1 protein-coding gene (running past one end of the window) is annotated in these 25,258 nt (G+C 51.9%); it reads right to left on the reverse strand.

Features of this window, described 5'->3' with window-relative positions:
- Positions 1-24,359, reverse strand: partial view of an Ig-like domain-containing protein gene (locus ACJJII_RS20330; RefSeq protein ID WP_444917520.1) — the 5' portion only. Its footprint begins 13,894 nt before the window's first position; the window shows 24,359 of its 38,253 coding nt (coding positions 1-24,359); it begins with the start codon at positions 24,357-24,359; its stop codon lies beyond the left edge, outside the window.
- Between the last annotated feature and the right edge of the window lie 899 nt (positions 24,360-25,258).

Raw genomic sequence — 25,258 nt, forward strand, 5'->3', positions numbered from 1 at the left:
GTAAATCGGTATTCGGCAACATTGGTCAGCAATTCAAAGGCACCGCCATCGCGGGATACCGAGACACTCTTGATACCAAAGCGGTCGAAGCTCTGGATTGCCACCCGAGTCTCATCGTTCAAGACAATGGTGTCGCCGTCCTGGGGCGAGACAATGCTGACCTCGGGCTTGGTGACATCCTGAGTCAGGTCATAGCTGTCATCAATTAACTTAATACCGGTTTGTGCGTAAGTTAGACGCAACTGCACATCAATGCTGGTGCTCGGAGCAATATCGCTTAACTTAGGCTGCAGGTACTGAGTGCTGACCTTCAACGACTGGGAATCAGTCAACTGCATTGCGGCGTCGAGCCACTGATTATTGATATTGATCTTAGCGCCGGTAATTAAGTCCACCTCACCACTGATGGTAAAGCTCATTTCCGTAGACGCTATCTCTTCTGCTACGAGAGGTGAGATGCGCGAGACATTCAGCACCGGGTCCACCACTGCAACACTCAGGTCTTCGGTGATGGCATTGTTAGCGCTATCGGTCACTTCTGTACGGATGACCAGAGTACTGTCGGCACTTTCAGCCACATTGAATTGATACTGGCTGTAAACCGTATTCCAACTGCTAAAGCTGACACCACCATTGAGTGACACACGCACACGGTACTTCAAACTACTATCGGCATTGTCCTCGGCATCGATGCTGATCCGATAGGTTTTCCCGCGCACCAACTGACTGGCACCACTCAGTACTTGGTTGTCATTCAAGCGTGTAATGGCAATATTTCGCGGCTGCAGCGTATCGGGGGTACTCAATGTCTGGCTATATACGCCCCCAGCAATGGCACCGCTACTAATAACCGTATTGCCCACCAGATCCGTCAGGCCGGACAGGGTTATTTCATACTGGGTGTTGTCGATAAAACCAAAGCCCGGCTTGAAGCCCAGGCGCAGTGAGTTTTCAACCACCACCAAATCAAACTGGCCACTGACATCGCTATCGGGCTGCGCCTGATAGGATTTATCCTTGGCGGTCACCTGATAGCCACCCACGGCAATATTTTCGTTAAAGCGCAACACCAGATCCCGGCTCTCGCTCAGGGCTTGGGTATTGGTCAGCTGGGGACGGGTGTCATCAATAGCGCTCAACAACTGAGTGGCCGCCACAGATTCGCCCGAGCCGGTCGACACTACCACCACCTGATATTGCCTGCCCGGTTGAGTCGCCGGGCTGACAAAGGACACCCCATCTGCAATTAATTCATAGCTCAGGCGATTGCTCGCATCAGCCACATACCCGGCATTTGCTTCGAAGAAATGCACATTCACCTGGCCGCTTAAACCAATGCCGGTCACGGAAATAGTGTCCTGCCCGCTGTCGCTGACAAACGTCGGCCCGGCGGGGTTGTCACTGCTCAGGTTATTAATCAACAACGCAGGCGTCGCCAAAATGGCGCCGGGCAGCTGCTGCACCTCGGCGCTATCGCCCGAGCCAATGGTGACAACCAGGTTATAAACACCGGCCTGGTCGAGATTAGCGGCAAAACTCAGCTCACTGTTGGCGCTGTTGAGGGTCCAGTCGGCGGGAGACAGAGTTACTGTGCCGAGTTTGATCTCACTAATGCGATTGAGCTGTTGACCATAGAGCACATAATCCTGACTGACCCCTGCCACCACATGGGACGGCGACAGACGACTGAGCTCGGTAGTTTCACTGTCGAAGAAAGGCGCACTGGCGAGTCGCCAGGGTAGATCAAAGATTACCCGGCCGCCATCTACCGATTTTCTCGGCTCATTAAACAGCGCGATATCGTATCCCGCTGCCATCGCAAAGCCGCTACCAGTCACCTGGTATAGCAAGTTATCGCCGTTGAGCTGGGTGTAACCGTCCAACTCCTGGTTAACGCTGTCGGTAACGCTAAACACCACATTACGCCAGGCCTCCAGCGCTCCGCTGACGCGTCCCTGCACCAGGCTCTGGTTTTGCAACACAATGCCCGGCTCCAGCGCCCATAGGTTTGCCATGGGAACAACGGCATTTACCAGGGTGTCGTTTTCAATCCAGCTCAGCTGTTCACCGCGGAAGATCACCGTATCCGTCGACAGCTCGGAACCGCCGGTAAAGGCGGCGATGGGTCGCAAGGACAGCTCATCGTTACTCGCACGGCCCAGGTCAACAATATGGTTTTCATCGGCAAAGATAGCCATCAGTTCGCCACTGACCGCCAGTGCGCGCACACTGCCAGAGGTGGCAGCCAGGGCGCCGGCAAATTCAGCAACACCGAGGCTGGTCAGCGCGGCAAATTGTTCGTTGCCGCTGAAGCTAAAGGCCTGTACTTGGGATTGGCTGCCCACCAGCAGGCGCTGATCGGCAACGACCAACTTGTCTGCAGCGCTCAGGGTTGTCGCACTGGCCAGCGCGGTCGAGAAGTCCTCGCCGTTATACACAGATAGATCAGAATTATTCAACACAAAGACGAGGTGGCGGTGGGCGACAATGGCATTTGCATCGGTGCCGCTGTCGCTGAGCTGTGATGCGAAAACCTGCCCGGTGTACACGCTGCCGCGGCTAGCAAAATTGCCATCGGTAACCACCAATACATCGTCACTCAACACCAGGGCCTTGTAATTGCGGCGCTCGGCATTTCGAATTCGATTGGCTTCTTGCAGCAGGTATGGGTTGGAGTAATCGACAATGGTGATATCACCATCGCTGTGTAGGACGGCGATAAACTGCTCACTGATGGCAACACCTGTGCCTTCTTCCTCAAGACTAAGGCTGGCAAGCTTGGTCGGCTGGGCGCTGTTACTGGCCAGCAACAGGGTCAGCACTTTTCCATCGATCATCGCCTGGAAATCCCCGGCTTGGGCGATGGCTTCTACCCCTTTCCATTGCACGGCAGAGTTCAATCCCACCGACAGCGACTGATCCGCTACCACATCGGCACGCTCGGGATCGTTGTAAACTTCCACCGTCAAAGGCCCAACCGTGTTAGCGGGTAAGCGTAGTCCCAGGTGACGATCATCGAGCAGGCGAAGGTCAACGGCACTTTCACCGTTGACCTCTACCTTGGTGAATCGGTTGAGCCCTTTACCTTCGATTGCAATAAAGGCATCGCTGTTAAAGTGGAAGTGCTTCTGGCTCAACTGGTATTGATTATTGATATGGTCGTAAGCACCGATATTATCGATACGGGGATCGGCCACAAACGTAAACTGCGCTGGCCAGAAATCACCTAATTTGCCATTGGTAACTTCGAGGGCTGCTGCTTGATTGGTCTCGGGCTGCACAGCGAGCGCCGGCACAGTAAAGCTCAGCTCACCGTCGTTGAGTACATTGAGCAGCGTTACTGGCACACCGCCAATTTCAACCAGAGTGTTGCTGTCAAAACCACTTCCCAGCACGGTGACCTCTGTACCACCGCGCCAGGAGCCGATATTCGGTTCAATATGGGTAATCTGTGGGGCGATATCATCGGTGGCAATAAATCGATAGCGGTATTCACTACCCAGAGTATCACCGTGAAGATCGCGAATTCCCGCGGACAATCTCACCCAGTAGGTCTCGCCATCAACCAGTGCGCTGTCACTGATAAAGTGCAGGCGGGTACCCTGATTATTGACTGTAGAGGAAACCGTGCCACTGAGTTTGACACCATTGGCAGATACTTCGAGCAGCTGCTCACCGAGAGATTGTATTTGCCCGGAATCGAGGATGCGATTGAACTGCACTTCAATATTCTGACCATAGGGCAGCAGACCATTGGCACTCGGCACATGGTCCACAATCGTGACACGGTCGTTAACGATGGTATTGACCCCACCCCCAAGCCCGCTGAATTCGTCCTCGGTGTTGAGTGGGCTCTCCGCGGGTTGATCGTCCACATAAACAAACCCTGTGCCGGCGTACAGCGCACTGCCTTCAAATGCGAGGTCGGTAACGGCTCCGGTGACAGAGAAGTAGTGATCGATTTCCACCGGCTGGTTGAACTGTTCATGCAACCAGGGAGAGATATCAAATATCTGCACATCGCCGTGACCCGCCGACACATAAAGTGTCTGCCCGAACAGCATTATGTTGCCTGCAAAGCTGTTGCCGTTTTTCTGCAGGTACACTAAACGCAGGTCGGCGCGGGCACGAGGCTCGGCTTCACTCAGATCATAAACCTGGACAGTGGCGTTACTGCCAGTGGAAACCAGCAGGTAGTTATCGATTACCAACAGGTCTTCAGCGTAAACGGTATTGGCTCCCGCATCTCGCAGGGCAATGCGCTGTTCAATGGCGAAGCGACCACTGGTTAACTCGATAGCCACTACCTCGTGGGTTTCGTTATTGATCGCCCACAGATGCTGCCCGTTCACACGCAGTTGCTGCACTTGGCCGCCCAGGTCAGCACTGTCGATGGTGTGCAGCGCCTCCAGCGTTTGCTGTGCGTCGTAGCGGTATATGGTAATGCCGCCGGTATGAGCTACGTACAGCAGCCCCCGCTCCGCAGTCATGGCAATGACTGAGTGCTGCATTAAGTAAGTCTCAAGCAAGAACGGATCGCTGGCCAGACTAATATCAAAATGCAGTATGCGTGCGCCGCCAGCAACCAATAGGTGGTTGCCGTCGATTTCAAGATCACTGAAGCCGGCCGGATTCACCGCGGACTTATAGAAGTACGGGAAGTCGCCGTTATCGGTAAATTTCTCTACGGCAATAGGATTAACCGGATCGGAGACATCCACCACCATCAACTTCGCTGTCGATGTACTGAGGTTGCCTTTGACGTTGCCCTTCACATCGAAGGCTTCATATTCGCCACCGGTGGCGATGTAGAGTAATTGCGTACCGCTCTGGTCCGATTGCTCCCGCACATCAGTGTGTAATGCGAGTGCCGACACGGGGCTTGCGGACTCATTGTCCAGCGCTAGTGCTCCGGTGGGCTGGCCGGCATAGAAATATTCCACCGGCGAGACCGCCACTTCATCCAGGAACTGCTCGTTGACCACAGTCACTCGCGCGTAACCGAAAGCGCCTGAGGGCATCTTCACGGTTATTTTGTGGGATGCGATCACGTCGATATCATTAGCCAGCAGGCCGTCGACATAGACTTTGGTTGTGGGGTTAAAGCCGTAGCCGAAAATATCCACGCTATTACCACCGGCCGGCGGACCAATCAGCGGATAGATATCGTCAATTTCCGCTCGTGGCAATATCACCAGGGCACCGATCAGCTGTCCCTTCGCCTCGTCGCGAGTGACAGTCACACTCAGGGGCGCCACCGTTGACCCGGTAAACAGCGTCGGAATCTCAACGGTAATTTCCCTGTCGCTCAGTGCGAGAATATTTTCTGTGGACAGCAGTTGCCCACCAATGGAAATTTGCAGGTCCGCCTTAACGCTGCCAAAACCAGCACCGATTATTTTTGCGCGCTCACTGCCATCACCGTGGATAAAGCGGCCCATTAATTCATCGCCCTGGGACAGACGCGAGACCTCATCGACACTGGGCTTGGCGCTGGCGAGCATCTCCAGTCGGGTGGTGTAAGCCGAGATCATGGTGCGGCCACTGAGCCCGACAATGTTGTCCACGCTCAAGGTCAGCTCACCGGCCCCAATTACGCCCTCTGCGGGCAGGGTCAGCACGATCTTGCCACCGGTAATGGTGTTAATTGCTTCCAGCTGTAATTCTGCCGACCATTCGGTATCACTGTTGTCTTTCAGGCTGATATCGCCGAGAGAGACAGCATCGGTATTGATATGATCGTTAAAGATAACTTCGATGGACTCATTGGCAGATACCTTGGCACCGCTGCCCGGTCTGACATCGGCAACGGTCAGGTTGCCAGAGCTCACTCGGGTGAGGCCCTGGCTATCCCCAAACATGACACCGCCATCAAGCACCGACAATACGGTATCAGCCTCAACACTCTGCCAGTAGGTGGTCTGGTAGTGGCCATCCTGATCGGCCTGCAGCATCAGGTACTCGCGATCCGTGGTCAGCAGAATCTGGCCCTGCTGCACCAGCAGGGACACGCTGTAGATATCCTCGCTCTCACCTCGATCAATCGCCTGCACGTGATATTGCGAGCCGTCTTTTGGATCGTCGAATACCGCCAGCATCAACTGCTGGTTACGGGCAAATACGACGTAGAGTTTTTCATTCCAGAAGCTGACCTGCAGGGGTTTACCTTCGAGGTCGCCTTCACTAAAGACGAGGGTGGCGTAGCCTTCCGGCTGTGTGAAGGTCGGAGTGGCCACATCAAAGAAGCGGATAAAGCCATCGCCGAGTTCACTGGCAGCGGCTACAGCCAATACATTGGCGCCGCGATCGAGAGCCACATCGTTGGCGGAATAGCCCGTCAAGGCCATACTTTGTACGGCAAACGGCGCTGACTTATCGGCGATATCAACGATGGTCAATCCGCTCTCACCATTGGCCAGGTAGGCGAGCTGATCTTGCAGCTCTATACCGAATACCGGCGAGCTGAGGCGCAGGTAACCCAGGCGATCTACATTATCCAGCACATGGGTATCTAAAATATCGAGCCCGTAACGCATGGTGTAGGGACCGTCGATACCATCGCGCACGCCGATAAACAGGGTCTCCCCTTGCGCCTGCATGGCGCCCATAACCATTGGTGGATAGTTGGGAAGATCTGCTCGATGGCCCAAGTCATACACATAGACGTACTGCCCTACCGGGATTTCCTCGCCGTCCATCACCATGTAGACATCAAACAGTAAATCGTTGTTGTCCATCAGCTCCGAATTGACAATACCCGGCACGCGGAATTCGAATTTCCGCGGTGAGACAACATTGTCAAACAGGTTCAAGCTGTAAGTGGTTTCATCGATCCGCTGGGTAGCCAGCTCGTAGTTATTCTTCGAGCGCATCAGCACTTTCGCGCCGGGCAGCATCACACTGGCACTGGCAGAAATTTTCAGCCTGGCGCCGCCGCTGGCAGGGCCGGACTCTTCACTCAAGGTAAAGCGCGTATCGCTATCGAGGGTATCGGCCAAATAAATGGCCCCCAGATAGCTGTCAGCAAATTCTCCCGATTCCACCCGCAGGCTATACATACCCGCATCAATCGGCAATTGCCCGATAGATACTGTGGAAACCGTTAAGGTCTCGCTATCAACCCAGGTGAAGGGCACCTGGAAATTATCCACCGACACTTTGGTATTGGCACTATCGAAACCGGAGCCCTTAATGGTGACTAGCGCATCGCTATTGCGGTGGAAAGCGCCGCCGCTCACTGTATCAATCTGTGGGCGCAGGGTTGCAGCTTGCGCCACACCGAAGACTACATTAAACGGTGCCCACAGACTGCCGCCGCGGAGGTTATCCCCACTGAGCACACTCAACTGATAGCGCTCACCGGCAACCTTGTTGAAGCTGATTTCAAACTCAACATTGCCATTGCTGATTTCACCAACCGGTGTAACCGTCACCGCTTCCTCGGATTGATCGGACAGGTGGGTGACTACCACAGCACCTGGAGCTGAGAGAGAGTCGGCAGCCATGGATTCATTGAAGGTGACCGTGAAACTTTCATTCGGCAGCACAAATCCGCCGCGTTCAACGCTGCTGCTCACCACTATGGCGCCGGGCAGTTCGAGCGTGGTCAAACCAGATCGACCCGACGCCGCCACCAGTCGTTCTTTGTAGTAACTGAGGGCTTCGATTCGCTCTCGGTTACCGGCTGAGATCAATTGCGGATCGAGCGGTTCAGAGATGTCATAAACCAAGACACCGCCGTAGTAACCGGAAACAAACAAAGTCGAGCCAAAGACATCGACGCTATAGGGCGTGATGGCGTTGGATTGAATATTTTCATCAATGGCAATATGCGCGCGTTCCTCGGGATAGGACTTGTGCAAAATAATTACACCGCCGTTGTTCAGCGCCACAATCAAGTAGTCACCGAAGCTGGCAATATCCATCACGTTGTGATCGAAGGCATATTCGCGGGTCAGTGCCGAGTCGAACAGGTGTTGCGCCTTGATTTTGCTGGGCCCGGAGTCATAGGGTTTTCCGGCCGTTAGACCCGAGAAGTTAATGCACTCTTCAGCGGCGACCCATTGATGGCCACGGTAATCGCCACCGGCGTAGAGCCATTGATCATCGCGATAGAATCCGTGGGCACCCTGCAGTTCAAATTGTGACTCCAGCGTGATGGGGTCACTGTAATCGCCCCAGTAGGCGAGCTTTAATTCACTCTCCGCCGTTTTATCGTTGGCGTGGGCACAGGCACCTTCCAAATCCAAGTCCGCCACGCCTTTACCGGCGATTGCATAAAGTGCGTTACCGGATTTGATAAAGCGGGTGATTAACTCGCCCTCTTCAAATGCGGTGGCCAACAATTGCAGACCGTTTTGCTCGTCCACATTGAGGCGTGCAACACCATCGAGACCATTGGCCACATACAGGCGTTTGCGCTCCACCAGATTTTGCTCATCCAGGCCTTCTTTCTCGGTCAGCAGCTTAACCTGCAGAGAGTCCAGACTGTTGGGGATCACCTGATCGCTGAGCGAGTCGAGCAACTCCTGCTCTTCTACGGTGGGGAATTCGAGGCGGCTCAAACGCAGATACAACGGCAGGTCTTTATAGACACTGTCGGCCTCGGGGCCGGACAGTAGCGCCGGCGCTCCGCCCACCAGTAGCGGGTTGGCGGCTTCCTGAATATCAAAACTCGCTGCCCGGTTCGATTCCGGCAAAATCTCGTTCTGATAGACAATGGTGTCGAAGGTGTCGAAGAAGTAACCACCGCTGGTCAGTGCCACACCGGTGGTGTAATCAATTTCAATATCGGTCGGCGCAACGGTATCGGCCTTGGTCTGCCCCAATAGCTTCATGCCGTAACCGAATCCACGCTCTTGCGACAGTTCCGATTTCTCTCCATAGCGGTTAACTGCGCGCACAGCGTGACGCCCGGAAATACCTGCCGGAGTGGTCACCCGCATCAACTCGGTGGATAAAATCTCCACATCTCTGGCCGGGGCATCACCAATAAATACCTGAGTGCCGTCCATAACCGTATTGCCGGGCTCAAAACCACTGCCACTGACTGTCAGCACAGTGCCACCTTTTACCGGCCCCCACAGCGGCGTGCTGTCTGCCAGTGTAATCGGTGCATCAACCATGACCGCACCGCGGATACTGGCGTACTGGGTAACAGTGCCCTGGCTGACTTCCACCTGAACATCCAGTAAACCCGGTGTACTGATGCCGGGCACACTGATATACAAAATTGCTACACGGGCATCACTGGGATCGGTCTGAATACTTTCGATCTGCGCTTCATAGCTACCGACATAGACACGCAGCTGGTCGACATTTTCCACCAGGCCGATGCCGGAGAGCGTCAGTATCTGTGGTTCATTGGTCCGGATACGGCGGGGAACAACGCTATCAAGTCTGGCAATTTGTTCATCGGTTTCGCGATAAACAAAATTCAAGGCGACATCCCGTGCTAATTCATACAGCACCGTGTGGACGTTGCCGGTGAGCTGTTTCACATTGGCCAGCCCTTTGCGCACCGTCACAAAGAGTTGCGCCCCATCGCTCAATTGTTCGGGGTTAGTCAGTGTGAGAATGGCATCGTTATTGATGATCTCGGTACTGAAATCCAGGCGCTGGTAATTGGCATCCCTGATATCAAAATAGTTGAGGTTGTCGGGCCATTGATCGATAGCTTTGTTAAAGCGCAGGCGAATTTTTCGCTCATCATTGCTATCGAGAGAAACAATGCTGTCTACCGGGTCGACACTGTGGATTTTTAATACCGCATCGGGGAATACCTGAATGATTCGCGCAAGGCTGGCGGTGTGATAGCCAATACCCACAACGCCGTAAGGTGTGGCAATCGCCTGATCCAGGTGATAATTCTGATTAACACCAAAGCCTTCGATAACCAGAGGATTGGCAGCGTCGCTGATATCAATCGCGCTGATACCTTGGGTGCCACGCACCGCATAGAGCATATGACCTTGTGCGGCAATATCATAAACACTTCCCAGACTGGTAATGCGCTGGAGAATTTGCGGGTTGGCTCTATCGCGGATATCGATGACCAACAGCCCCTGCTCACCGGCTGCGGCATACACAATACCGTCTTTGTGCTGCAGCTTGGATGCCCGCTGCTCAACACGGCCAACCACAGCGAGACCGGCATCAGTGCGCTCAACGATAGCAATACTGCCGTCGGTGTCCGCGGACTCAAGACTGAGCGTGGCAAAGTTATAATTACCGCTGGCCAGGGCATAGGCTTCTGCACTTCCACTGGCATCACCGTTGTCTAGGGCGATGATGTCAATAACACTGTCATGGCCACCAGCGACACCACTGCTGTCAACGGCGAGGGTTTCGGCCAAATAAAGTTTGGTGTGCAGGTGGGCATCGAGTAATCCCAGCCCCGTCTGTCCCAGGGCCATCACCACTTTTTTATTCACCGCGTCAATACCGCGGGCAAAGTCGGCGGGCAGCTCTGTCTCATTGACGATAGTGGTTTCTGTGATATCAAAATCATCGAATGAAATCACAAACAGCCTTGCCGTTCCCTGCTGAATACGGCCACTGGAATCCATCTTCGCGGCACTGACAAATACGCGATCGTTGCCCTGTTCGAAATAGCTGTCGATGCCGAGGGCGCGGTAATTATTTGGCAATCCCACTTTCACCAGCACACGATCATCGAGATCATCACCGTCAAAATCAATTAACTGCAATAGGTCTTCAGGATCGAGCTGGCTTTGAGCACCGCTCTGGCCGTTGGTCCAGGTGGAGGCGTCGATATTGTAAACCACCACACCCGAGGAACCCTGCGCGGCAAACAAGTAGCGCCCACTCGGGTCGAGTACCGCATCGTTGATGCGATCGAACTTTATTGCATCCAGGGCTATTTCTGATTGATTGGGCTGTAAATATTCATAGACATCCTTGAGCACGCCCACTTTGCCATCGGCCAACTCTACCTGGATATCAATTTTACCAATGCGTCCGGCGGGCATGGTGAGATCCAGGGTATTACTGTCGACGACCTGGATCGCATGGGGTTCGAGCAGGGCGCCGCCAACCGTTACCTTCACCGTATCCGACTGCCCGTAGAAACCAAAACCTTGCACACGGACTCTATTGCCACCCCCAGCAGGGCCGCTATTTGGACTAATGCCTACTAAGGTCAAAGGCTCTACATAGCGAATGGCCGCAATTTTTTCCGCTTTAAAGCCCCGCGAATCTGTAACGCTTAAGGTCGCCGGGCCGGCGGCATTGGCCGGTGCCTGAATGCGATAAGTGGTTATATCACCAGACGTTTCACTGCTGATTATGACCGCTGCCTTTCCTGAGATTGTGAATTGCGGATCTACAGCTTCTTTCAAACTGACATCGATCTGCTCTCCGTTGATGCTCACCGTATTGGGAGAAACATCGACAATCTCAATGGGCAGGCCTGAACCGGCCGTGGTAAAGGCGATGGTGGCATTAACCAACCCCTGGGTGCGACGGCTATCGCGCACATCGCTGAGTTCAATGCGGTATGAGGTATTTTGGGACAAAGACTGCGTCGGTGTAATAACGACTTTGTTCGCGTCAATCTGGTCGATCGCTACGCTAAAGGCTTTCTCTATCCCTTGATCGGAGCCATTGTCTTCAATCAGCGTGAGATACGTCTCCAGATAGGATTGCTCAGTCTCACCGTCGGGGATCACCAGCGCTTGATTAAAGGTGAGCGTTAGGGCGGTATCCGTGGAAACTTGTTGATCTCCGGCCTGCGGTTGAGTCTCAACCAGATCGAGTGTCAGCAGGTCGGTTAACATTAAGCGCGAGTCGTAGGTGTAATTTCCGCGGTTGTAATCCAGGGAATTTTCTACGGCCAGCAAAATACCGTCGTCGCTCAGCAGGGTCTGTTTGTTACTGGAACGCTCAGGCATGGTGCGGAAAGAAGCACAATTCGAGCTGATTACGTCGAGTAAATAGATATTGTCCGCTCGACTGGTATCAAAAATCGGCCAGTAGTTCTCGCACTCATATTTCGTCTGGTAGCTAAGGTGGCTGACGGCCAGCGTCCCCTGCGCCATCAGGCTGTAGTTATTGCCGCGCAGATCAAATCCGTTGGCGGACCACTTACCCAGATTGATCAGGTTATCGCTGTTCGTTTGGGTCCAAAGCGCCAGACTCTGTTGTTGCTTGGCCGTGACAATCTCATTGGTCAGTGTGTTGTCCGTAAAGGAGTCATGGCCATACTGGGCAATCTGCGCGAGTGTGGGCTCGGTAAGATCCAGAATAACCCGGGCGTAGCTGTAGCCACTGAAACCATTGGTTTGCTGGATCCAGTGCAATTGGGAGCCCCGCAGTGAAAGATCAGCAATCTTAGCTTGTTCCACCGTGCCATTTATCACGACATCTTTAACACGCGCTACCATTTGTGGAGCGGTGGGCTCGCTGATATCGAACAGCGCCACCCCTTCATCGCGAGAAGCGACAATCAAGAAGTTATCGCGGCCCAAAATAAAGCTGGGCGCCTTGACGAAAGGCATGGGAAGCTGGGCGATAATACCGCGATCTTTTTCCGTTACCGCATCCGGATCACGGGTTTCCCGATCGTAAATAAACAGCCAGGTTTTATCTTCGTAGTCGGTGTCTACATTGGGGAAGTGTTCACCGATAACGCTCACATACACATGGGTGTCACTGAGCCAAAAACCGCGGGCGGTGACATCCTGTGGCAGGTTGTAGTAACCCAGTTGGTGCATGGGCGCCGCATTTGGCAAGTCGTGTCGATCATAGCTGATCAAACTCATCCACGCCGGGGCCATGGAGGACTGGATTTGATCGCGACTAAACATCGCCGCTCGTTCCAGCGAGCTGTCCTTCGCCTCACCCAACACGTAAATCAACTGGCGGGAACTGTCGACAAAAAGATCGATAATATTACCCGGCGGTAGAGTGCCGGGGTCGGGAGTATAATTACCCGCTTGCCTCGCCGTCGGTATCTGGCGATCAACCGAGAGCTGCCCGTAGAACAGCGCCCGTGGCAATATCGCTACCTCTCCGCGCTGGTCTTCAATTTCCAAATCGACAAAACCGCGATAGGAACCGAAATCAGCCGTAGTCCAGCTCATCCGCTCAGCGCTCTGCAGTACCAGGCGATCGCCGTCAACGCTGTCGGTTACCAGCTGCTCGCGACGGCCAGCGGGGTAGGCTCGGAGAGTAATCTCAGGACTGAAGCCGTAGCCGATAATATCAACCTGATCGTTCTCGCCCCGCTGGGAAACATCCACGACCCCCGGTGTGACAAAGGAAAGCTGTAGTTGATCGATATAAGTGAACACACCGATGGCATTAGTGGATAGCCCTGCATCATTGATCAGTGTGAGTGCCGCTGGGCCTGCATAGTTCGGCACGGTGCGGGCAATAATTTTCTCATAGGGATCTTCGGGTGTTGCCGCTTCAACGGCGACAATATTAATCAGCTGGCCACCTAGATAGACCTGTGGCGTGTTACCCAGATGCTCTCCGCGAATGACTACCGGGGTCCCACCGGCAATATCCCCTCTATTAGGAGTAATGGAGTGGTAAACCGGTGCTTCTGTACCGGCGATAGCAACCGTTGAAAATTCAAAGCGGTAATCATTTACCAGACCATAGCCTGTCAGTGGCTGTAGCCCCTTTTTCACCTCGACAATATACGTACTGTCCTCGCTGAGCTCACCGCTGGACACCAGCTCCACAATACGGTGGTGTGGCTGATCATTGCGAGTGGCAAAGGCGATGGTAAATTCACTGCTGACATCTTCACCCATAATGACTTCGGCGCCAGCCTGGGTAAAGCCTTTATAAATGGCGAAGTAATCACTGAGTACAACTGATGAGTCCAGTGCGGCAGACAGCTCAACTTCCACTTTGGCAGTATCTGTACTGATTTGAATACTGTCAGACGCCGGTGTGTGACCAATCACCGTCAGTACTGGGAAATCTATTGCCTGCAGTCCCTGCTGCCCTCCGGCGGTGTGTAGCTGGCCTCGGGCAACGAGCAAGTCCCTGCCGCCGGGCAATTTTTCACTGGCGGGACGGTGGGTAACCACAGGCACGGTAAAATCATCTCCGCTGCCTAAGGCGGCTATGTCGATAATTTCAATAATACCGTCGGTGGCTGTGCCCTCTTCGTCGACATGGTAAACATTGGCATAAACCTTATTGCCAATAACGGAGACGTCAAAGACCCCAGCGTTATTTCTATCACCGCGGTTAGGCGTGAGTTCCAGGGAGGTTTCCACCACTGGGCTCAATGGATTGGTGACATCGATCGCAGTAATTTCCGCCCCTGTTGCACCGCGAGAGTTGTGAGCGAGATTTGCCACCCATAACTGATTGCCCTGCTTGGCGATACGATTGGCAATGCCAAAAGTATCGGCACGCCCCACGATGGGCATCGCGGGATCTTTAACATCAACGACCACCACCCCTTCGAGGCCTGCGGCGATATAAGCGTAATTCCCGTCTATCAGTACGTCGCGGGCTTCGCCATTAGGTTTAATGTAAGCCACGCGATAAGGAGCACTGAGATCACTGATGTCAACCACCAGCACGCCACCGCGCCCGTTAGCAATAAAGGCCAGATTATCTTTGCGGGCAACACCTAAGGCTTCCGGGTAAGGTAGACTGAAACGGCCACTGAGCATATAAGGCAGGCCGAACTCGCCCTCTTCATTGCGCTTGTTAAACAGCAGCAGCTCCGCGCCCTCTTCTTCGTAAACGGCGCCGGTGTCGGGATTGCTGGCAATCGTACTACGCAGCTTATTCACATACGCAGACGATTCATCGCACTCCGCCAAACAGGGTGAACTGGCTTTAGAGGCTAAAACAAAATCGCCGTCGGCATGGATATCAGTAATAGTGCCCCGGAAAATTTCTGCCGCACCATTTAGCAGTGACGAGAAAATATAGCGTTTGCCGTCATTGGTGGGCTCAGTTTCATCCACCGCATCGGCGAGAAAAATTCCGGTATAGCCGGTGTACGGGGCTGCCCAGGAATCAGTGGTAATACCTTCCGGCAAGAACGGGCTGTGTACAGACCAAGCACCTACCATGGCCCCATCACGGGTATCACTTTGATAACGTTGTACCGATGAAAAATAGACCGATTCATCTGCAGAGGAAGGCGTTGCCGCAGCCGACCAGAAACGTCTTTCCGCGATAGGCAGTCCAATCTCGTAAACTGTCTCTTCAATCACTTCGTGACTTTGGGTCGTCACCGTAGTAACCACGCGCACCCGCTCATTGCGGGCAGTGGTACGCTGCAGAATATTGCCGTCGGTGATTTTGGCCCAGTAGATGTAGTAGTGATTATCTGGCTCACTCAACGGCAGACTGGCGGTGCTCTCATCACGACTGTCATCTTTGAATAGGTTAGCTTCAAATTGAGCCAATACAGAGTAGTCACCGGACACGGTCTGGTATTCTCGATACCAGGTCTGGGTAACACTGCGCTCGGCTTCATCGCCTATATCTTCGATACTGACAGCGCTGAGAACAGTTTCTGCAGTGGTGAGGATTTCCTGGTTAAAGGGTTGCAACACACGCAGCTTGGGCCGCACGGTATCTTCTATTTTACCGATGCGCACCACTTGGGAGGAGGCGCTGTGCCCGGCGATATCGTAAGCCACCGCCTGCACTAAAAATCCACTGACACCAGCCGGTGGATAAATCACCGCTTGATAAATGGAGTCTTGGCCAAAAGCACCACCGGTTTCACTGTAAGAGTTATACAGTGTGGCCATTGGCTGGGAGTTTACATAAACCACCACGCGATCTATGCCCAACTCTCCCAGGTCGTCGATAGCCTCTACAAATACCTCGATGGGTTCACCGTCGATAATCACCGACTCGTCATTGGCCGGCTGTACGATGGTAACTTCCGGCGGCAGGTCTTCCACCACTTCCAACACTTGAGTTAAATCGGAAAGCGCACTTTGATAGCCGTCTACGTCGGTAGCTTTTGCCTTTAACTTAACCTGGGCACCCACTTGTTGTGGTGCGCGCAATACAAATTGGAATGGCGAAGCGCCATCCTGACTGTGTAATTGGTAATCGTCCCCATTGCCCGCACCGACATCAATGGCCTGATAAAGGCTGGCCATCTCAACACCCGCCTCATTGTCGCTGGCAATCACTTCAACCAGAATCTCCCGACCCTGGGTGACAGAGTTTTGGTCCACCAACAGGTTGCCCTTGTAATCGAGAATGCGAATTCCGGTAACGGTGGGCGCTGAATTGCGTCTGAGGGTGACCGGCAGAGTTTCTGTACTTACGTTGCCAGCACCGTCGAAGGCGGAGACGAGCAGTTTAAGATCAATTTCACTATCGTTAGCGGCTTCAACGCCGAGGTAAGTCTCAAGCGTACCCAGTGCCAACGCACCCGCGTAGGGGGCGCTCATCAGGTATTGATCGTTAATGATTTCACTGGTTTCCAGAACTGTGTTCTGGTTGCGGTCATAACCCAGGGATACGCGCACGTAATTGACTTTAACATTGTCTTCAGCATTGATACTGAAGGGTAAGATACGCTTCTCCACCACCGTGGCACCACTGAGCGGTGCGCTGACCACCAGTTCAGGCGCGGCAGTATCCTGCTGTACATGCACAGTAACCGGCTTCACTGTGCTGATCACACGGGGCTCACCTTTTAAGCGATGCTCGGTGACTGTCGCGCTCAAGACAATATCTTTTCCGGCTTGGCCGTAAGGCAAGTCGAGAAGAAACTCAAAAGGTGCGCGTGAGTCAGAAAAACTCTTATCACCGCTAATCAAACCACTCGCGTTGAGAATAACTCGATCAATACCCACATCATCAATAGCATTGACCTGCACCAATACTTTTTCACCTTCAATGCGCTCTTCACCATCGGTAGGCAAAGCAATGCTGATAACCGGCGGCTGGTCTTCTACGACATTGACAGTGATGGTTTCTTCAGCCTGGTGCACATCGAGGTCACCATAGGCGGCACCATAGGTATCCATGGCCTCCACAGTGATCGTAATGCGGTTGTCGCCAGTGGCCTGGTAGTCAGGCAAGGTGACAGCAAAATTGTAGGGTGCCTGGTTGAGCTTGATGTTGGTCAACTCGACATTATTGGCATCGCGGGCAATCAACCTCACCTGTTGGATACCCACATCGTCAAAAGCGGTAACCTGAATGGGAATCTGGTTGTTCTCCACCACATTGTCACCGTCGAGCGGTTTGACAATATCTACTACCGGGCGCTCATCTTCTCGAATGCGATATTTAACTTCACGCACATTTTCAAGACCCTGAGCATCCTGAGCGACGACCTTTAGCCAAATATCAAAGTTGGGGTTTTCCTCCAGTCGCTGACCCGCGAACTGATTGGCAATTTCACCGAGCCGGTCAACCGCGATACGGGTTTTGTAAATCGGCGTATCAATATTGACGGTGGTAATTGTCTCGTGATCCTTATCCGCAATGGACTGATTGTGTTTTACCGGATCACCGTAGGGAAGTTTTATATACTCTCCATCGTCTTTACGTGCACCATAGGTGGCAAACAGGGCAATGTTGTCCACTTTGACATTGTCGTAACCTCGATAGTGCACATCAAATGTAGCCGCTTCAATCGGGGTGTAGGAAGCCTCAGGCTCAGTAACCAATACCTCTGGATAAATAGTATCGGCTACGCCGATGACGGAAATTTTGTGAGTGCCAACAGCCCCATCGGCATCCGTAATTTTGGCCACCAGAGAAACCCGGCCATCGACATCAATCAGGCTGGTTGGGAATTTCAACTGCCAGGTTGACTTTATGCTATTGGGTGCTCCGTCGTAGGCAAACTCCCTCGCTACCATTTGCCCGTACTTTTGCTCAAACTCATCGTAAATTGAGGCGAATGCCTGGGCCCTCGCTTCGTCACTGCCCCCCAAATCAGCGACGCCACTGCGCGAGTACCCACTGACGTTGATATTATTTGCATAAAACTCTACGGCAGAGCTGCTTAGGGGCCGATCATCAGCCCGCACTATGCCTACCGCAAGGGTAAAAGTGCCCGCAACAATAGATTGGTTATCCGCTGGCGAAGTAATTCGCACTGCCGGTGTAACATTTTGTTGAGGATGTACTAAAAAGCGGCGGACGGTCTGCTGATCCAGGTTATCGGTGACGATGGATTCATATTCAACAGGCACACCAGCATCAAATACATGGCTGACGGATACTTTGTCGCGCAACGTATGTACATTGGGGCAAACCGAGTTGTAGTTTTTTTCATAAACGACGGATCGCCCACCATTGGGCAGTACCTGGACGAATTGATAGGATTTTAATCCCGCGTCATCTCCCAGGGTTGATTCAAACACCATGGAAGAGTTTGACCGCACCCAGAATTCGCCAAAGCTCAAACGCTCGCGACTAGTAATTGAGCGCCCGCCGGAAGTGAACTTCTCCAGTTCGACTGTAGGCGCTTCATTGGTGTCCACCAGTAATACACGGCTGTCACTGTGGGTGTTACCCATTGCGTCTTCCACAACGACAGAAAGCTCAAAATCACTTCCGGGATTAAAATATGTGGGTACATCGTAGGTCATATGGTAATCGGAAATTCCCACAGCCCCACCGATAGTATGGACAATCTGACCGTTGATCAGCAGTGATGCGCGCTTGATGTAATCACTATTATCCGTCACTGTAAAATCCACTTCGAGGCGCTGGGCCGGCACCACATTTTCACCGACGACGGGATAAGTGATTTTAACAACCGGTGCAATCGTGTCTTCGCTGTGAGGGCGCAATGCCAGGGGCATCAAAGTCTGAGGCTCGCGCTCTCCCGATAGCCGGTCAGCCGCCAAACCGAAAATTAATGTCGCTTCGATATCCCGTGCATCGGGTAGTAACAGTAAGTTGCCAAATTTAGCGCTAAATGCGTTATCACCATCGGTGCTACTGCCTGAGTTACTGAAGTGATAGCGTCGCCCTGTGGCAATATAACTTTGACCTTGACTGCTATTGGTATCGCTCAGGTAGGTTGAAATCCGGAATGCTTTTGTACTAACGCTGTGAGAGCTTCCAGACTCAGACTTATAGTTTCTACTATTTTTTTGGTTATTAAGATCGACACGGATTTTCTTTACATAATCAGGCAGCGCTGCGGTATTACTGGAAAATACGGGAGTGATTTCCAGAACCATGACATTGGGTGCGAGTACCGTGTAGAGAGGCAAGACGGCATTGTCCCAGGTCGTCTCCAATACGGGCTCTATACAGGCGTCATCACTGTAGCCGGTTATTTTGTAGGTAACATCAATGTCGCTACCGAAGTCCAGCTTGAGTTCGTTATCACCGCTATTGCTAGTGTAATAGTAATTAAGCCCATTAACTTCAATCGCATCATCGGTAATCGCCAGCAATACATCCCCGTCGATAGAGATATTACCGTTGACACCTTGAGCTTCCGGGTAATTAAATTTCAGGTATGGCCGATTATATGACGCATTGACACTCTCCACCTCCATACGGGGAGCGCGCTCTGCCGGCTGCTCCGTCGGTATCATCTGGGAGAAGCTGGTGTAAACCGCCAGGAAATCAAACTCCGCATCATGGGTTATATAGTCATCGCTAAGAGTAAACTGGTGGAAACCTGCCCCACCGCGCAACCACTCACTTGACGAGAAGTTCTGCACCCCGACTAACGGCGGTTGATCAGGCAGGATATGCAATACATGGGTTGCCACTGCCTCATTACCAGAAGTGTCTGTCGCTTCGAGCACCAGGCTTACGGACAGCCCCTCGGCGGGAATATCCGCAAACTGCGACAGATCCAGCATAATTTGGTCGGTATCTGGTGAACGCCCGAGGGTCAGGTTGCGTGCATTCAGTGCCGAAGCTGCGACCAGAGGAGAGGCTTCATTACCGGCAATATAAAGGCTGTAGCTTTCCACACCCAGGTTATCGCTGAGTTCCGCGATAACGGCAACGCTTTGGCGTTCCACCAGATCTTTTACCGGGCTTATAAAGCTGATTTCCGGCTTATCGGTATCGGCCTTGATCGTGAGATTCTGGGCGTTGGAATCCGTCTTATTGATACCTTTGTCAGCCGCTCTGATTAAGAACTTAAATGTCTCGCCAGTGCGCGCCAGAAGGGACTCGTCGACAACCACCTTACCTTCAAAGCTGGTGTAAAAACGTTCAGCCGCGATGATTGTGCCAACGGTGATCGGATCAGGGATTTCAACACTGTCTATGCGATCTTTGCGGGTCAGTTTTTTCCAACTGAGTGTTATCTCCTCTCCATTTTCAGCGATCAGTACCGGCGTCAGTGCGTCAATATAGAAGTTATCGTTGGCTTCACCTTTGACCTCAAAACTGTAGCTGGGCAATACAGACAACGGCTGACCAGGCTTTTCCATTGTCACGAAAGGCGCTTCCTCATCATCGAGGATATCCAGTTCAACGATTTCGGTCGTGGTTAAGCTGGTATTGTCAGTAGCCCTGACTCCAATCTCCCAGGGTTCACTGGCATCAAGGTTTGGCACCCGCGTGTTTAAGCTGAAGGTGTGGCCATCAGTGATATCGATATTTTCCAGTTCCCGGCCACTGTAATTTTTCAGAATGACTTCGTTATCGCCCTGCTTCGCATAAAAATCAACGTTGCTAAGCTGCTTATCGTCCTCAATAAATGCCGCTACGCTGAACTGTTCACCTTCATACAGTCTTGAACCAGGGGCCGGTGTGCGTATTAGTATGCGGGGTGGCTGCTCCGCCTCTACATCATAGGTAAATACTTCGACGGTCTGATTGGAGAATTCATCGGTAAGGGTTATCTCCACGGCTACCTCAGTCGCATTAGCCGCAACGGTGTGAGAAAAGCTCAGCGGCGCGACTTTACTGTCTACCGCAGGTGTAGTAACTAACTGACCATTGATTTTTACAGCAGCACTTTGTAGATAAGAGTTATCCCGAGCGGTAGCATCAAAGTTGACCTGCCCCCCTTGGTATAGGGCCTGCCCAACACTCGGAGTATCGATAACCACTACCGGGGACTTTTCGTCTTTGCTGATCAGCACTTGCTTGACCACACTGTCGGAAGCCTGGTCTAGGCTGTCATAAGCAGTGACTGTCAGAGTCAATGTTTGATCGATATTGGTGAGATCAAGGCTGGCAAGGTCAACAGTAAACTCGGCGTCCACCAGGGCACTTTTAACCGCAGCATTAGTCTGTTTACTCAAGGTTTGGCCGGGTAAATCAAATTCGATTTCTACCCGGTCGACCGTTTTATCATCTTCAGCGAATACATTCACATCGATCTGATCGCGCACATAATACAAAGCGCTATCAAAATCAACCTGCTTAACGAGGGGCTTACCATCGGGAACCACCCGGAAAGTAACTACCGCTTCACTTCTATTGCCCACTTCATCCAGCGCTGCCACCGAGACGGTGTAATCGTCAAACTCGGAATTTTGGCTGGCTAAGAATGCCGGTATATCGGCAATCCGAAATGCGCTGAAGCCGTTAAAGCCACCGGGAATCGCTTCTGGCTTGAAACTCTCACTGGGTACGATATCCGTATCTTTGCCGGTTAAGATTAAACGTTCACCATCGAGCCGGAAGCCTTTGAGTTCAAGCTCAGTGACCGCTACATTGTCATAGCCCGCCACCTTGAAAACCACTTCGGTTTGCTCAGCAACGGTGGCAATTGCCTGCTCGCCATCAAGGTTTTCCAACACCGGAGAGACAACATTGATAACGGGGCGCTCTTCATCCTGCCCCAGAGTCACCTGCACAGTTTGGCTGCTTGCCGACTGCTCAATTGAGTCAAAAGCAACTGCATGAATACTTAACTGGCGCTCACCGTGCTCCATAATTGGTGTTTCGTAGACAACGGAGAACGGCGCTTTGGTATCGGCACCCACAAAGACTTCATCCACGTAGAAGTCGACCTTTTCGATGCCGATATCGTCACTGGCCGATGCCCGCAGCTCCATCGGCAGGCCAGAGACAAACGAAGCCCCTTCGGTGGGGTGGGAGATGGCAACCGTCGGCAGTTGATCAGCTTTTACGGGGATGCGTAGATTTTGCGAAACACCGATATCCTGATGATAATCAACAGCACGGGCTTCGATATCCAGGGTCTCGCCTAGCAATTCGGCGGCGACAAAATATGTGAAGTCCCGCTGTACACTGTCTGTGGAAATATCCACATCCTGACCAACACCACTCCCGCGATGGAAGAAGGAGTCTACCTGCTCATCGTTTACATAGACTTCAATAGTGGTGCCCGCATCCAGCGTATCGTCAGTTACTTCTACACGAATGGGCAGCTCATTTTTAACGGTAGCAATACCCCCCACCACCGGTGCAATGATTCTGACACTGGGTTCTTGGTTGGCAATGATGCGAATCAGTTTCGAGGGCGCATCCGCGCTGTTATTCTGCACATGAATAGTTGCGGTAATCGCGGCTGAAGTTTCCGCTACGGCAATATCTTTAGCGTTACTTTCGGCGCGCCACACCTCATAGAGTACTTTTTCTTCAGTATCACCCACCTTTTCTTCGCGGATTTCAAAGCCGGCAAACAAACTTTCTGCAACTTTTAAATCATCGGAGAAGTACTCGACTCGCTCGATACCCGAGCGAGTATTGCCATACAGCTCTGTTAAAATCCCCAGGCGATGGGATATTTGGTAAAGTATGCGGCTTTTCTCTACAAACCGCTGGTTATTGACTGGGTACTCGAATTCATAGGCGGGGATATAACCTTTGTACTCTTTGGAAACTGTTACCGATTGAGATTGGCTGACTCCTTTCTGGCCAACCGTATCAATCGCTTCGGCGTACAGGGTGAGCATCTGCCCTGTCATAGCTTCATTAATTGGCAAGGTTATCTCGTAGGGCGATGCCTCTCTTTCACCGAGCACAGAACCATTGAGGTAAAAGCGGACTCCTTCAACACTCACATCATCGTCAGCCAGCGCCTTGACAACCAGGGAGTCCCCAACATTGACTCTTGCGGGCAGATTCAGCTCTACAGTCGGCACTGCATCCCTTGCTGTGATACCCAAGTCTAGAGAAATATCCGGCAGGTCTTTGAGGCGCACCTCAATTAAAGCGGGGGCATCCTCAGGGATAACAGCCTGTGACTTGATGGTTTTGCGGTAACCATCCACGATAATGATATCTTTTAGATCGTCACTGATGATCGTTTGAAGCGCGAGCTGCTGGCCAATATCAGCCTCAGAGCCATCATCAAAAACGGCGAGAAACTCCGGGAAGTCTACCGGTGTGTTGAGTGCCTGAAGGGCAAGCGGCTGCCCCTCGGCAATGTCTTTAGGCTTTAGGCTGACGATCGTTTTGGTAAAATCCACTTCCACCGGAATGGTGAGAGGATCAAGGCCCCGATAGTTCACCGATATCGTGACTGACTCTTGCCCTGTTTCACGCAGCGGATATACCACTCCTCCGGCAGTCACCGCGACCAGATCCGGGTGAGAAGAGCTGTAATTGACACCGGTGCCCACACCCGGCATCGGCACAAGCCCCCTAAACTCGAAACTCACCGTAGGTACTACAACGGCTGTCTCCAGGGAGTTACTGAAGATAATGTTTTCCGGCACTGCAGTAATACCCAGTACCTGCTCTTCAATCGAGTCTCCGGTAAACGCTATCTTAGAAAAACTGGTTTGATTACCAAACGCATCAACTGCATAAACATCGGCCAAAACCAATGCATCTCGTGCGATTTCCGCGTCGTTGAGGATACCGTCCAGGGGTAGGGAGAGAGAGAAGACAGACTGATTGTCATCCACCGGGTATACGCGCTCTACCCCCTCGGTTTGTGCAAATGCGCTCTGTTTAGCCTTGTTGACAATACCACCGGCATTGCGCAAATCTGAAGCGCGTATACCAGAGACAGAAAAACCGATATAACTGATATCAGTATCATCAGAAGCTACGACCGACGTAACCAGATACTGGCCCTGCGGTGTAGATTCTACAGCCACTTCATGAAACTGGAGATCTGGACGAATATTTTCAGCGATAAACTGTTCTTGGTAGTTAAACTCTGTACCATCAATCAGTGTGACAGAAACGCTGGGGTTTAGGTTTTGCGCTCCGGATAATTCGATCGGGAATTGGCAGCCGAGCGGTGATTGTGGGTTAGGATTGGCATCGCTGGCAGTCAGCGAAACGCTCTGCTCACCGGAGCTATACCGCAGCTCGGCCAACTGACTACAGTTGTCTACAGCCAGCGTATAGGAAGCCACACCTTGATTTGAAAGATTCTTATTACTGCGAAAATCTAATGTTGGTTGAGCACTCGACGCGGCAAAACTCATCGATGTCAATGCTAAAATAAAAGCAACTGACATGATCCAGCATCCCTTTCCTACCTTACCCATCGAAAGTCTTCCCTTCCACAACCAACTATTTTTCAATCAGCTTTCAGACTGCTTAATATTTTTGCGACCAACTATTAGCAAAAAATATTTAAACAACAAGTCATATCCAAAACGTCAACGGCCTGTAGCCGCCCCACAAATCCTGCACGAACGTCACAAGTTTCGATAAATCAGGATAAGTAAAAAACAAAAATCATTTACTGCCTTTTGCGGCGAGGCACCTTACCCGAAATCAAAAAACATTGATACTGCTTAAACGTCAATTTTCCCTAACAAATCCCCTCACAAATCCCCCCTGAGCTTTGAAAAATCCCGGAAAATTTCTTCAACCTGCAAGCAATCAAGCCAATAGAATCTATTTAATCCAGCAAAGAGAAACGTTATGCGCCCACTAGACTTCAGCATTTAAAATACACACGCGAAGATTAATTTTAATCAAGTTGAAACTGACTTTATGGTTGACACAAACAAAAAGACAAACCACAAAGAGGTTTTCGAAAGTCTGCTGCACATAATTGGAGGTTCATACACTACTTTTTAGCCACAAGGTTTCGCACTTCCAGAAGAAGAAAATAAGGCACTGCTACTTAAGTTTAAATCGACAAATCAAGAACCAAACAAACAGCAGGAAAAATATGCCATCGTGAAAATCAATAACTCCCGAAGTTGGCAGGGAAAATTATTCGCAAGAACTGATGTTAGAAAATGACGAGTGAGCCCTCGCTTACCTCAATCACAAAATGAAAACACTAGAAGTTTTAGCAAAGCCCCATCGATTGACTTTTAGTTAAACTTGAAAAGGAACAGGAAATGCAAGCCTTTCAATAAGCACACCAATGAGATTATCACCCTCTCTTATACCCATTACC

Source organism: Microbulbifer maximicatervae (SeqCode) (assembly GCF_052467825.1).